The sequence below is a fragment of the Fictibacillus sp. EA-CB0309 genome, from assembly GCF_055814265.1.
The window spans coordinates 3,553,311-3,567,255 of the sequence record NZ_CP169271.1 but is presented as its reverse complement, the minus strand read 5'-3'; the positions used below and the strand labels follow the sequence as shown (position 1 = coordinate 3,567,255).

7 protein-coding genes, 5 pseudogenes and 1 riboswitch are annotated in these 13,945 nt (G+C 39.0%); of the genes and pseudogenes, 10 read left to right on the top strand and 2 right to left on the bottom strand.

Going from position 1 to position 13,945, the window contains the following annotated elements:
* Positions 1–38 precede the first annotated feature (38 nt).
* Positions 39–186: riboswitch (FMN riboswitch) on the top strand.
* Between the two features lie 367 nt (positions 187–553).
* From ribE to ACEWFH_RS19950, 9 genes and pseudogenes are all read left to right on the top strand, one after another.
* The gene (gene ribE, locus ACEWFH_RS19990) at positions 554–1,204 is read left to right on the top strand and encodes a riboflavin synthase (RefSeq protein WP_473725411.1); all 651 of its coding nucleotides are present in this window, start codon (positions 554–556) and stop codon (positions 1,202–1,204) included.
* An 11-nt stretch (positions 1,205–1,215) separates the two neighbouring features.
* Positions 1,216–2,408, top strand: a pseudogene (locus ACEWFH_RS19985) (bifunctional 3,4-dihydroxy-2-butanone-4-phosphate synthase/GTP cyclohydrolase II).
* Between the two features lie 17 nt (positions 2,409–2,425).
* Entirely contained in the window at positions 2,426–2,893 is a 468-nt protein-coding gene (gene ribH / locus ACEWFH_RS19980) for a 6,7-dimethyl-8-ribityllumazine synthase (RefSeq protein ID WP_066239884.1), read from the top strand.
* Between the two features lie 263 nt (positions 2,894–3,156).
* Positions 3,157–3,833, top strand: a pseudogene (locus ACEWFH_RS19975) (response regulator transcription factor).
* Positions 3,830–5,208: pseudogene (locus tag ACEWFH_RS19970) on the top strand (sensor histidine kinase). The pseudogenes ACEWFH_RS19975 and ACEWFH_RS19970 overlap by 4 nt, the downstream one beginning before the upstream one ends.
* A 162-nt stretch (positions 5,209–5,370) precedes the next feature.
* Positions 5,371–6,397, top strand: a pseudogene (locus tag ACEWFH_RS19965) (ABC transporter permease); the annotation flags it as partial.
* Between the two features lie 15 nt (positions 6,398–6,412).
* The gene (locus tag ACEWFH_RS19960; protein ID WP_473727371.1) at positions 6,413–7,081 is read left to right on the top strand and encodes an ABC transporter ATP-binding protein; all 669 of its coding nucleotides are present in this window, start codon (positions 6,413–6,415) and stop codon (positions 7,079–7,081) included.
* A 664-nt stretch (positions 7,082–7,745) separates the two neighbouring features.
* On the top strand, positions 7,746–9,503 hold the full coding sequence (locus ACEWFH_RS19955) for an ABC transporter ATP-binding protein (RefSeq protein WP_473725410.1): 1,758 nt from the start codon (positions 7,746–7,748) through the stop codon (positions 9,501–9,503).
* Positions 9,504–9,505: 2 nt separating this feature from the next.
* A pseudogene (locus ACEWFH_RS19950) lies at positions 9,506–11,529 on the top strand (ABC transporter ATP-binding protein).
* Between the two features lie 84 nt (positions 11,530–11,613).
* Here the strand turns inward: ACEWFH_RS19950 and ACEWFH_RS19945 are convergent.
* Positions 11,614–11,766, bottom strand: a complete 153-nt coding sequence (locus ACEWFH_RS19945; protein WP_197468147.1) for a hypothetical protein — start codon at positions 11,764–11,766, stop codon at positions 11,614–11,616.
* Between the two features lie 164 nt (positions 11,767–11,930).
* On the opposite strand from ACEWFH_RS19945, the gene ACEWFH_RS19940 reads away from it, so the two are divergent.
* Positions 11,931–13,250, top strand: coding sequence for a protoglobin domain-containing protein (locus ACEWFH_RS19940; RefSeq protein ID WP_473725409.1), 1,320 nt, complete (start codon positions 11,931–11,933; stop codon positions 13,248–13,250).
* A gap of 29 nt (positions 13,251–13,279) precedes the next feature.
* Here ACEWFH_RS19940 and ymzB read toward each other — a convergent pair whose 3' ends face one another.
* Positions 13,280–13,612: a protein YmzB gene (gene ymzB / locus ACEWFH_RS19935; protein WP_473725408.1), complete on the bottom strand. Its 333-nt coding sequence runs from the start codon at positions 13,610–13,612 to the stop codon at positions 13,280–13,282.
* Between the last annotated feature and the right edge of the window lie 333 nt (positions 13,613–13,945).

Genomic DNA, 13,945 nt, shown 5'->3' with positions numbered 1-13,945 from the left:
TTCAGTCTATTGTTTACTTATAATGAACTTAAGTAAATAGTGTCCTTCGGGGTCGGGTGAAATTCCCAACCGGCGGTGATGAGGCTATAGCCTCTTAGTCCGTGACCCGGTTTTGCGATACGCGAAAGCGGTGGATTCGGTGCAATTCCGAAGCCGACAGTATAGTCTGGATGGGAGAAGGAACGTGAACGCTTTTAATTGCCTGTATTTTAAAAAGGTATATTTAAAGGTTTATTTCGTTATACTTTTAACACAAACCCCGGGAACTTTCTGTTTCCGGGGTATTTTTATTTTTAAAATAAATAGACTCCCGCTTTGCATATTTACGACGTTCTTGAAAACTTATTTCAAAAAGGTTTTTGCATTCTTTTTGTATGTTTTTTTCTTCTTTAGCAAGTTGATTGGAGTGGAAGGACTCCTGCGGGACAGGCGGGCAGGTGAGACACTTAAGAGTGAAACGTTACGAATGTGGCTCACCGCCTGCCCCGCGGAAAGCGAGCACCTGGAACGGAAATCAACTACTACCAAAAACAACAATGGGAGGGAAAGCTCTTTGTTTACAGGCATCATTGAGGAAAAAGGCACGATTAAATCCATCACGAAAGGCAATGAAACAATTGTACTTACCATTTCGGCTGAAGAGGTGTTGAAAGACGTGCACCTTGGAGACAGTATTGCAGTGAATGGGGTATGTCTGACCGTGACTTCTTTCGGCAAAAATCAGTTTACTGTGGATGTGATGCCAGAAACGTATCGGTCTTCAACATTAAAGCTGTTAAACAACCGTTCAATCGTTAATCTCGAGCGAGCTATGGCAGCAGGAGGAAGGTTTGGCGGACATTTTGTTTCTGGGCATGTTGATGGTACAGGAGAAATTTTAGAGAAGCGACCAGAGAAAAACGCAATCTATTATACAATTGCACTTCCAGATCATCTGATGCGCTACTTTATGCTAAAAGGTTCCGTTTGTGTAGATGGGACAAGCTTAACCGTTTTTGACGTTACCAAAAATACAATCACAGTTTCTTTGATTCCGCATACGGCAGATCATACGATTTTAGGTAAAAAAGGTACGGGAGACGTAGTGAATATTGAATGTGATATGCTCGCAAAATATGTCTACAGAATGTTGGCTCCAGAGAAAGAAGATCAAAAACAAAAGTCAAAGCTGTCTCTTGATTTCTTACAAGAGCACGGATTTTAGGAGGAGAGTTCATGTTTCACTCCATAGAAGAAGCAGTTGCAGATTTAAGAGAAGGCAAAATCGTTATCGTAGTGGATGATGAAGATCGTGAAAATGAAGGAGACTTTGTTGCCCTAGCTGAAGGAATCACACCAGAAACCATCAATTTTATGGTAACGCACGGACGTGGTCTCGTTTGTACACCAATCTCTGAGGAAATCGCGATGAAGCTGGATCTTTCACCGATGGTAGCAGCCAATACCGATTCGCACGGCACCGCTTTTACAATCAGTGTCGATCACAAATCAACAACAACCGGGATTTCTGCGCAAGAACGAGCAGCTACTGTTCGGGAGCTTGTGAATGGTGATTCTGTGCCATCTGACTTTAAGCGTCCTGGCCATATCTTTCCGTTGATAGGAAAAAAGGCGGCGTGTTAAGACGAGCAGGGCACACAGAAGCGGCAATCGACCTAGCAAATATGGCTGGCAGTCAATCTGCTGGAGTAATCTGCGAAATCATGAAAGAAGACGGAACGATGGCTCGTGTTCCTGAGCTTGTTGAGCTAGCAAAACAGCACAATATGAAACTCATTACAATCAAAGACCTTATTACGTACCGAAACAAAACGGAACAGATGGTAAAGCGAGAAGTTGAAATCAATCTCCCAACTGAATTTGGTGATTTTAAAGCGATCGGCTTTTCAAATGTGCTGGATGAGAAAGAACATGTGGCGCTTGTAAAAGGTGAAATTAATAGTGATGAATCTGTGCTGGTTCGTGTTCACTCTGAATGTTTGACCGGTGATGTGTTTGGGTCGGCCCGCTGTGACTGTGGTCCTCAACTTCATGCGGCTCTTTCTCAGATTGAAAAAGCAGGCTCTGGTGTTCTATTGTACATGAGACAAGAAGGACGCGGAATCGGGCTTATCAATAAAATGAAAGCTTATAAACTTCAAGAAGAGGGACTCGATACAGTTGAAGCCAATGAGCAGCTAGGGTTTGCGCCGGATCTGCGTGACTATGGAATCGGAGCGCAGATTCTTAAAGAGCTCGGCATCAGTAAAATGAAACTTTTGACGAATAATCCAAGAAAGATTGCGGGATTAAAAGGCTATGACTTGGAAGTAACAGACCGTGTGGCACTTCAGATGCCGCATAACGAAAACAACGAAGAGTATTTAAAAACAAAAAAGAGCAAATTGGGGCACATGCTTCATTTCTAATACAGGAGGAACGATAAATGGCAAAATTATTTGAAGGACATTTAGTTGGTACAGGATTAAAAGTAGGAATCGTTGCAGGGCGTTTTAATGATTTTATTTCTGATAAGTTAGTATCTGGGGCACAGGATGCATTTAAGAGACACGGAATTTCAGAAGATGATGTAGATATCGCTTGGGTGCCTGGTGCATTTGAAATTCCATTAATCGCTAAAAAGATGGCAGACAGCGGGAACTATGATGCTGTGATCACACTAGGAGCGGTTATCCGCGGATCCACTCCGCACTTCGATTATGTATGCAATGAAGCTGCTAAGGGAGTAGCACAAGCATCAATGACAAGCGGCGTTCCAGTAATCTTTGGAGTGCTTACAGTAGATTCTATCGAACAAGCAATCGAACGTGCTGGAACGAAAGCAGGAAACAAAGGCTGGGAAGCAGCAGTTTCTGCAATCGAGATGGCTAATCTGACTCGTCAGTTAGGATAAAAACATGTTTTGTGAGCCCGTCACTTTTTGTGGCGGGTTTTTGTTATTGGATGACAAGCGTCCATAATTATCGACTCGCTGCTATATGATGAAACCTCGCCAGATTATGGCAAGAATTGGCTGCATTAATGGCAGCTAACTTCTACGATTTGTGATTAAATTTTAAATCGTATAGACTAATGGTGCTTACAACTATTGGATGGAATAATCCATATTATATGTAATGGATAATTAAACGGATAAAAGTATAGGAGTATTTAATAATGACTAATATTCTAATTGTCGATGATGATATCAATATACTAAAGCTTGTAGATGTTCATTTATCTGAAGCAGGCTATAAAGTATTTCAAGCGCAAGACGGTTTAGAAGCTTTAAACATTCTACGAAATAAGAATTGTGATTTGGCCGTTGTGGACGTGATGATGCCTTATATGGACGGTTATATCTTAACAAAAGAGATACGTAAAAATTATGACATTCCTATTGTCTTATTAACGGCTAAAAATCAAATCGAGGATAAGGAACAGGGCTTTCTATCTGGAACAGATGATTATCTGGTTAAACCTTTTGAACCGAAAGAATTACTCTTTCGAATTAAAGCTTTACTAAGGCGATATGATAGACAATTAGATGAATCCATTGTTTGTTTAGGACGAACGGTTATAAACAAAAAGAGCTATGAAGTTCACATTGGTGATCAAACTATACTTTTACCTTTAAAGGAATTTGAATTGTTGTATTTTTTATTTCAAACCCTATGCAAGTGTTTACTCGAGACCACTTAATTGAACAGATTTGGGGTCTGGATTATGAAGGAGATGAACGAACTGTAGATGTTCATGTAAAGCGATTAAGGGAACGTTTTTCTAGATGGACAGATGATTTTCAAATTAAAACAGTACGTGGGGTCGGGTATTTACTGGAGGCAAAACGATGAAGTCTCTTTACGTAAAATTTGTAGTCATTACTATAGGGATTATGATTTTAAGTGGTATATTAGCTTTTTTTATCTCCAATACATACTATCAGCAAAAATTAAAACCCTATAATGATCAAAAAACACAAAAATCGCACTAGAAATGGTGTCTTTTGTTAAAGAACACCCCAGTATCAATTTAAAGGAGTACTTTGAAAACCTTTCTGCGATTGGCTATCAAATATACTTAGTAGAGGATTCTGGAGATGAATCCTATTTCGGAGCATCCTTTCGAAACAAAATGCTACCTGCGTCAACTAAAGAAAATGTATTAAACGGTGATATTTATCATGGAATTCTTCATTTTCCGAAAGAAACATTTGTGACAGGCTTTTTTGCAAATGAATTAAAGAACACGATCGGTGTGCCGTTGAAGCATGATGGAAAAAGCTATGCTCTTTTTATGAGACCTGATATCAAGCTCCTTTTTAATGAGATGCATATTCTGTTCGGTTGGCTGTTTGCCTTAATGATCACGTTAAGCATTGTGATGGTAGTGGTCAGCGCAAAATATTTAGTGAAGCCAATCTCTAAATTAACGGTTGCCACAAAATCACTCTCAAAAGGGAACTTTAACGTTGAACTTGATATTAACCGTGGTGATGAATTAGGGGAGTTATCTCATAGCTTTTTACAGATGTCGCGGAAATTAGAACAATCGGATGAGATGAGAAAAGAATTTATATCCAACATCTCTCATGACATACAATCACCCTTATCAAATATAAAAGGATACACAAATCTGCTGGAAAAAGAATCATTGAATTCAAAAGAAAAAACACAATATATATCTGTAATAAACGGTGAAATTAACAGGCTTTCTACACTAACTAAACAATTGTTACTTCTTGCCTCACTTGATCGCAATGAAGAAATTTTAAAGAAGAAACCATTCAATATTGCACAGCAAATTAAAGAACTGGTTCGAAATTATCAATGGCTGATAAATGAGAAAGGGATTATGCTGCGCTATTCCCTTCCAGATACAGAATTTATCGGTGACCCTTCTTTATTGAATACCGTATGGGATAATCTGTTAACAAATGCCATTAAGTACAATAAACCTAATGGCAGTATTGAAATATCGATTGAAGAAAGAGAAAAATCGTTATTCATCACTTTTGAAGATACAGGGATAGGCATGAATAATAAGGAATTAGAAAGGATTTTTGATCGCTTTTATCGTGCAGATATCGCACGTTCACGAACTGTGGAAGGGACCGGACTTGGTCTATCAATCGTTGCTACCATTGTTAAACTGCATGGTGGTCATACGGATGTGAATAGTAAGGAAAATGAAGGGACTACCCTTGTTGTTGAATTACCTATTGGCTAGAAAATACTCTCAAGTGTGTCATGCATTGCCCATGGAAGCCATTGGTGATGAATGACATTTTTTGTGGAATTCTTTACTCCAATGATTTGTAACTTGTTATTCATCGTCTGTTCATAATAGACCTATAGACTAACAATGTAACAAGAGATTGGAGGAGATGTTATGAGCATTGCTTGGAAAGAAATATTAAAAAATAAAGTTAGGTTCCTAATATTAGGTTCGATCATTTTTCTAGTTAGTTTATTAACTTTTATCATTTCAGGTTTGGCAAATGGATTATCACAAGATAATGCTGCATTAATAAAAGACTTGCCGAGCGGACAATTTTACATGAATCAAGAAGCAGAAGAAACCTATAATTTATCGAGGATAGACAATAGTATGCAAGAAAAAATAATAAACCAACAAAAAGATGCCGTTGCACTATCCATACAGATGGGCTTTTTGAACGATGAGAGTGGAAAACAAACGAAGCGTCGCTTTTGTCACATCTACCGACTCAAAATTATTTGAAAATGTAAATCGCGGGGAAATTGTACTTGACCGTTCATTAGAGAATGATGGCATAAAAGTTGGAGATATCTTAACTCATAATCAATATAGTGGAAAGTTTGTTGTAAAAGGTTTTGTGGACCAAAAGAAATTTAGCCATGCACCTGTAGCGTATCTAAGTATGGAGAATTATAAAGAGATATACCGTGTTGAAGAAATGCAGCTAGTCTTTATACCAAAAGGAGAATCATCCCAACAATTTAATGGGCTACAATCTTTTTCAAATAGTGATTTTCTTAAAACAATTCCTAGCTACAGTGCAGAACAAACGTCTTTAAATATGATTGTATGGTTCTTGGTTGTGATTAGTGGAATGCTGTTCGGTATCTTTTTCTACATGATGAACGTTCAAAAAACAGGGTTATTTGGAATTTTAAAAGCAATTGGGGTAAAAACAAGTGATTTGTTTAAAATGATGTGGACTCAAATGTTGTTTATTACCATTAATGCACTTTCACTATCTGTTACTTTTAGTCAATTTTTTAATAGGGTTGCACCTAAGGACATGCCTTTTAGTTTAACTACTGAAACCATCATGCAATTGTCTATTGTCTTCTTAATCATTGGATTTATTGGAGCTACGCTATCCGGTTTACAAATAAAAAGAGTAGAACCATTACAAGCGATTCAACAAGGGAGGTATAATAGGGAAATGTTCACAATTGATAACGTTAGAAAAACATTTACTAATGGTGATGTGAAGGAAGAAATATTAAAAGGAATCAATCTATCTCTTAAAGAAGGTGAGATAACGGCTTTAGTAGGTCCATCAGGGTCGGGTAAGAGTACACTTCTTACAATAGCTGCAGGACTTCAACCTGCATCAGATGGACACGTATTATTTGAAGGCAAAAACATGACCACTATGAGTTCTGAACAAGTGCGGAATATACGAGCAAGTAAGTTTGGTTTTGTTTTTCAATTTGCACATCTTGTTCCTTTTCTCACAGTAGAAGAACAACTGATACTAATGCTCGATGTTTCTGAATCGGAAATTAACAAACATGAACAAAAACAAGAAATTGACAAAATTCTAAAATTAGTTGGATTACAACATCGTAAAAATGCTTATCCTTCTTCATTGTCTGGTGGGGAAAAACAACGGGTTGCAATTGCTCGTGCAATCATTCATAAACCTAAAGTTCTCTTTGCAGATGAACCAACTGCAAGTTTAGATTCAAAAAAGTCAAAAGAGGTTATGTCTTTAATCCGAGATTTAACGAAAACATTGAACATTACTACCCTAATGGTTACCCATGACGAGGAAATGCTTTGTTATGTTGATCATATAATCAAAATGAGTGATGGACAGATTGTGTAGACTAAAGCAGCCGTCTAGTGATGGCTGTTTTCTTTTTAGTGATTAGCCAAGTTGGTGACCCAAAAACATCTCCTTAAACGAACCGATCCATTATCTCGCGCTGATATTGAAATAATTTGGACACACCACACGCCGACTAAAGTCATATATTAAACAGAAAAATAATATTTTTAGCATATCCAAAAGCAATTGACATAGTTATTAGAATAGTGTTAAGATTACCAAAGTTACAAACTACAAAATTATGGAAAGGATGGTTGTGTCATGGTGAAAGTAATGATTGTTACTCAAATTGCGGTCTCTATTGTATTAGATAACAACACTACAACTTCATATCATGGCCTGCCGGAACAGATGTATTAAGATTCCTTTCTATTCATTTTTCGTATCTACATACATATTCGTACGCAGGTCACCCCAGTCGTGACGTGTGTTTTTTTATGGTTAATGGAGCATATCACGTTCGACGACGTGGTATGCTTTTTATTTTGTTTGCACGAAGAGATCACTCTTCTTTTGCAATAGATTACTAAAATTTCAGGAGGAAAAACAGATGAAAAAAGAACAATTTAACGTGTGGCTAGAACGCAAGGATCATACACTTTTTGGGTAGCTCGATTAAACAATTGTTTAATAGTAAGGCAGATAGAGAGGAGAGACATATATGTTTTCAGTTTTAGGTAAGTTAGCCTGGTTTTTTAAGAGGCATTGGATTCGGTACACAATAGCGGTCGTGCTGTTAACAGGCGTAGGAATCATTGAGGTTATTCCGCCAAAACTCATTGGGAATATCATCGATTCCATTCATATGGGTACGATCACAAGAGAAGATATGATGAAGACCCTCGGAATCTTTGTTGCGGTTCTGATTTCGATGTACGTAACGATGTATATCTGGATGTATCAGCTTTTTGGAGGCGCTTTTATTATTGAGCGTACGATGCGTTCTAGATTCATGCGTCACTTATTAAAGATGACTCCTACATTTTTTGAGAAAAATAGAACAGGAGATTTGATGGCTCGAGCAACAAATGATTTGAAGGCCATCTCAATGACTGCGGGATTTGGAATATTAACGCTCGTTGATTCAAGTTTGTTCATGCTGACGATTCTGTTCGTTATGGGATTCATGATCAGCTGGAAATTGACGTTTGCAGCACTTATTCCACTGCCTGTTATCGCGTTTATCATCAAAAAGTATGGTAAAAAAGTACATCAGCGTTTTACCGTTGCACAAGATGCCTTTGGTGAAATGAACGATTCCGTTTTAGAAAGCATTCAAGGCGTGCGTGTAATCCGTGCTTACGTGCAGGAAGAAGCAGATGTAGAACGCTTTAATAAAGTGACAGAAGATGTGTTTGAAAAGAACTTGGCTGTTTCAAGAATTGATGCACTCTTTGAACCTACCATTAAGGTGCTAGTAGGAATGAGCTACTTGATCGGTTTAGGTTACGGCGCCTATATGGTGTTTCACAAAACAATTACATTGGGTGAACTGGTAACGTTTAACGTGTATCTCGGGATGCTGATCTGGCCGATGATTGCAATCGGTGAGCTTATCAATATTATGGAACGCGGAAGTGCTTCGCTAGATCGAGTAAACGAAACGCTGTCATATGAACCAGACGTTAAGAATGGAGAAGATCTAGTTCCACTAAAAGATCCAGGCACAATTTCATTTGAGAATGTGACGTTTCGATATCCGTCCTCTGAAGTTGATAACTTAAGTAACATCAATGTAACGGTCAAAAAAGGTGGAACCCTTGGAATTGTCGGACGTACGGGAAGCGGGAAAACGACTTTGCTCAAGCAGCTCTTAAGAGAGTACCCAGCTGGTGAAGGGAAGATCTCGTTCTCAGGTGTTGAAATTGAAGACATTGCGTTAGAAGATCTTCAAGGATGGATCGGCTATGTGCCGCAGGACGCTATTCTATTCTCTAAAACGGTTCAAGAAAACATTCTCTTTGGCAACAGTTTAGCGGATGTCGATAAACTGAACCATGTGATGGAGATGGCTTCTTTTAGAAAAGATGTTCAGTATCTTCCAGAAGGATTGAACACACTTGTAGGGGAAAAAGGTGTGGCATTGTCAGGCGGACAGAAGCAGCGTGTATCCATTGCACGAGCACTGTGCGTAGACCCTGAGATCTTAATTTTAGACGATGCGCTTTCGGCTGTTGATGCGAAAACGGAGACTGCGATCATCGGAAATATTCGTAAAGAACGTGCAGGAAAAACGACATTTATTACAACACACCGATTGTCAGCTGTTGAACACGCAGACTGGATCATCGTTATTGATGATGGAGCGATTGTAGACGAAGGCAGACATGAGGACTTAATAGCAAGAGATGGCTGGTATAAAGAGCAGCACGAACGCCAGCAAATCGAACAAAACTTAAATGATAATAAGGCGGTGTAGCCATGAACGTTGGAAAGCGCCTGTTTCAATACGCACTTCACTATAAAAGGAACTTTATTCTAGGACTGCTGATGCTAACTGTTGCAATCGGAGCAGAGCTGACAGGACCATTTATCGCAAAGACCATGATCGATGACCATATTCTTGGGATTGAAAGACCGTGGTACCAAGTGGATAAAGAAGAAAAAGCAGCAGTGAATTACGATGGGAACTGGTATAAACGAAGCGATCATTTTGATTCAGGAGAAAATAAAGGAAAAGAAATAAGAGTCATTCAAGTGAAACGTGATTATTATGTTGTTCCACAGCCAATTTCATTTGACGGGGAACGAACAGCGAAAAACGGAGAAGTAACGATTTCATTTAAAGGAAGATCAGAAACGTATCCAGCAGATGAATTGAGCACAAACGAGACATTTGCTTTTTATAAGCCAGAAATTGCGGGAATCATGAAGCTGACTATGATCTACTTAGGACTTCTCGTATTTGCATCATTCTTTCAATACGGTCAGCGCTATATGCTGCAGCGTTCTTCAAATCTGGTCATTAAAAAAATTCGTCAAGATGTGTTCTCTCACGTACAGCGTGTAGCTATCACCTATTTTGATAATCAGCCAGCGGGTAAGATCGTTTCCCGTATAACGAATGATACAGAAGCGATTAAAGAACTCTTTATCAACGTACTAGCAAACTTCTTTACAGGGATCATCTACTTGACGGGTATCTTTATTGCGTTATTCTTGCTTGATGTAAAGCTGGCAACGATCTGTCTCATTCTTGTACCGATCCTTGTTGTATGGATCATTGTATACCGTAAGTTTGCATCCAAATACAATCATAAAATTCGTTCCACTTTAAGTGATATCAACGGAATGATCAACGAGTCGATTAACGGTATGACGATTATTCAAGCTTTTAAAAGACAAAAGAAACAACTGAAGAATTTGAAACGATGAACAAAGAATACTTCACGTTTCAAAATAAGCTGTTAAGCCTAAACGCGATGACAGGACACAACCTTGTACTGTTTTTGAAAAACCTCGCGTTCATGGCGTTCATCTGGCACTTTGGTGGTCAGGCGCTTGGGGTAGGTTCGGTCATTTCCATTGGTGTTCTTTATGCGTTTGTTGATTATTTGAACCGTATGTTCCACCCTGTAACAGGTATGGTCAATCAGCTTGCACAGCTTGAGCAGGCACTGGTATCAGCAGAGAGAGTATTTGTGCTGATGGATGAGCCAGGGCAGAAAGTAACAGAAACAGAGATCGAACGTTACAAAGGAAATGTAGAGTTTCAAGATGTTACCTTTAGTTATGTAGAAGGGGAGCCCGTGTTAAAAAATATCTCATTTGAAGCGAACCAAGGGGAAACAGTGGCCCTAGTCGGACACACGGGTTCTGGGAAAAGCTCGATCATGAACTTGCTATTCCGATTCTATGATATTAAGCAAGGCAAGATCGTCATTGACGGAAAAGACATTATGGAACTTTCCAAACAGGAATTGCGTCAGCATATGGGAATCGTTCTGCAAGATCCATTCTTGTTTTCAGGAACGATTGCATCCAATGTTAGCCTCGATAACCCTGAGATCTCGAGGGAACAAGTTGAAAAGGCACTTACTGATGTAGGAGCCATGCCTTTTATTAATAACTTGCCAAAAGGATTGGATGAACCGGTTATAGAAAAAGGAAGCACGCTTTCATCCGGTCAGCGCCAACTGATTTCTTTTGCAAGAGCGCTTGCTTATAACCCAGCCATCCTGATTCTAGATGAGGCAACTGCGAGTATCGATACTGAAACAGAAGCCGTGATTCAAGAAGCTCTAGATGTATTAAAACGCGGAAGAACCACTTTCATTATCGCTCACAGACTTTCTACGATTAAGAGTGCCGATCAAATTCTCGTACTTGATCGCGGTGTGATCGTGGAACGTGGCAGTCATGAAGAGCTGATGGAAGAAAAGGGACGTTACTTCCAAATGTATCAACTTCAACAAGGAAAGACCGAAACACGAGCAGTCAGCTAAACAAAGAAAAGGAACCCCCATTGCAATTGGAGGGCTCCTTTTTCATTTGAAGTTATTTCAGGCTGTGTTGTCCAGCTTTTCGTATTAACCTTCTTCTTTATTCTTTTCATCCATTTCATCGTTTTGTTGACCGTCATCAACGCCGTTGTCTTGGTCTACACCGTCACCGCAAGCAGTTAATCCACCTAATGTTAACATTGCTGCTAATGTTCCAGCTGCCCATCTCTTTTTCCACATGTGAACCACTCCTCGTATCATTTTTTTGAATTTATTTTGGTTTAGTGAAAGATTCCTTAATGGCGTCGATAAAACATATGAGTATGCAAAATGTGAGTAAAGTCGCATGTAATTGCTTCATTTTGGATGAAAACAAGTGAAAAAACAGGAAGAAGGAAACCAACATGGCTTCAATTTTAAGTATTCTTACGAAAAAGAGTAATGCAACTGCTGTTCTTAATCCAGCAGACCAGTATAAAGATGAGGTTAAGATTTTATTGTCACCAGATAGTGAGTGGCAGAAACAGCTGGATATGATTTCTTTAACGACGGATGATCTGGCAATTATTCGTTCTTTAAAACCATACATCTCTGAGAACATAGAGAATATCGTGAATCAGTTTTATAAAAATATCGAACATGTTCCAGGCTTGATGGAAATCATTCAAAAGCACAGCTCAGTTAAGCGGCTGCAAGTTACATTAATCAAACATATACAAGAAATGTTTGATGGAGTCATTGATTCAGAATACATTGAACAAAGAAGAGTTATTGCGCATATCCATTTTAAAATTGGTTTACAGCCCAAATGGTATATTTGCTCGTTTCAGGACATGCTGCTTTCATTTTTGTCTATATTGGATCAGCGCATTGAGAACCGAAATCAATATCAGCTTGCAGTTAAAGCAGTAACGAAGCTATTAAATTTTGAGCAACAGATCGTGCTTGAAGCATTCGAGTTAGAGCAAATCAAAGAAAGAGCGAGACATGAAGAACAAAAACAGCAGATTGCTTTATCTGTTGGCGATTCGGTAGAAGAGTTGGCGAGCATCTCAGAAGAAACGAGTGCGGCACTTCAAGAATTAACGTCTAAAGCAGATGAAGTGGTTGTTTTTGCAAAGGATACAGCGGAGTCAGCAGTGGATGTTTCCAAAAACTCTTTAGCAGGTAAGAGTAAACTGGATGGTCATCAGAATATGATCTTAAAAGTAAAAGAGCAATCTGAGCAGATTTCTGCAGAGTTAATCAACTTGGAACAAGCCACAGTCAAAATTAATGATGTGGTAGATATCGTAACGGCAATCGCTGAACAAACAAACCTTTTGTCTCTAAATGCAGCAATTGAAGCAGCTAGAGCTGGTGAAGCAGGGAAGGGGTTCTCAGTGGTTGCTCATGAAGTTCGAAAGTTAGCTGATCAAACGAAAACATCCGTTTCAGGCGTTTCAGAACTTGTAAAGAACACGCATAAGAGAATAGAGGCGGTTTCACAATCTGTTGAGAGTATTCATCATTATATTAACGACAGTGTATCGGAAGCAACCGAAATTTCGGACTTCTTTGTGGCCATTCTTTCAAAAATGGACGAGAGTACGGACAGAAGCGGTAAGCTGGAAAAAGAAGTAGAAGTGATGGCTGAAGTAATTGAAGAATTGAGTCATGCCGTAGGTCAGATTGCGGTATCAGCTGATTCACTAACAGATGTAACGAAAAGCATGCAGAAATAAAAAGGAACGGATCCAATTGGATCCGTTCTTTATTTATTAATCACATATTGAGCTCTGCTTGTTTCAAAGGAAACAATATTGTCATCTGTTCGAATGTCTGTGATGCCCTCTATTGGAATCTCATACGTAATCGTAGGAAGTTCAACTTGTGTGCCATCTTCAGATGCATAAGCTGTTCCGTGTAAAAACAGTATGTGGTCTCCTAAATAGTCATCGTGTGCGTCTCTTTGTTCAAAGATTGCTTCTTTAAGTGAGATTCTGATTTGATCAATATCGCCTGTTTCTTCTTTGCGAATGGAGATCTGGCTGCCAGCCCACCCATTTAGTACATCTTTTAGATCGATAATTTTTGTATCAGACATAGTTTTCACCTCATTATCAATCTTCCCGTAATTGGTAAACTTAAACCCAGAATAATGGTTGCTATTATATATAGGCTTTTTTCGTATTCATTGATGCTTTTGAAAGTAGTTGATTTCCGTTCCAGGTGCTCGCTTTCCGCAGGGCAGGCGGTGAGCCACATTTGTACGTTTTACGAATAAGTGTCTCACCTGGAAGTATTCTTGCTCCTGCGTCTACTAGCAAATGCTACCGAAGTGAGCTTCCTCGTCGCATGCCTTGCAAGAAGCTTCTCAAGTGGTAGGCACGCACCTTCCACTACAATCAACTTTGCAGTGAAGGGAATGAACAAAATT

Coding starts and splice junctions, on each gene's coding strand:
- ymzB (WP_473725408.1), bottom strand. CDS start 13,612: ATGTCTGATACAAAAATTATCGATCTAAAAGATGTACTAAATGGGTGG.
- ACEWFH_RS19960 (WP_473727371.1), top strand. CDS start 6,413: ATGTTCACAATTGATAACGTTAGAAAAACATTTACTAATGGTGATGTG.
- ACEWFH_RS19955 (WP_473725410.1), top strand. CDS start 7,746: ATGTTTTCAGTTTTAGGTAAGTTAGCCTGGTTTTTTAAGAGGCATTGG.
- ribH (WP_066239884.1), top strand. CDS start 2,426: ATGGCAAAATTATTTGAAGGACATTTAGTTGGTACAGGATTAAAAGTA.
- ACEWFH_RS19945 (WP_197468147.1), bottom strand. CDS start 11,766: ATGTGGAAAAAGAGATGGGCAGCTGGAACATTAGCAGCAATGTTAACA.
- ACEWFH_RS19940 (WP_473725409.1), top strand. CDS start 11,931: ATGGCTTCAATTTTAAGTATTCTTACGAAAAAGAGTAATGCAACTGCT.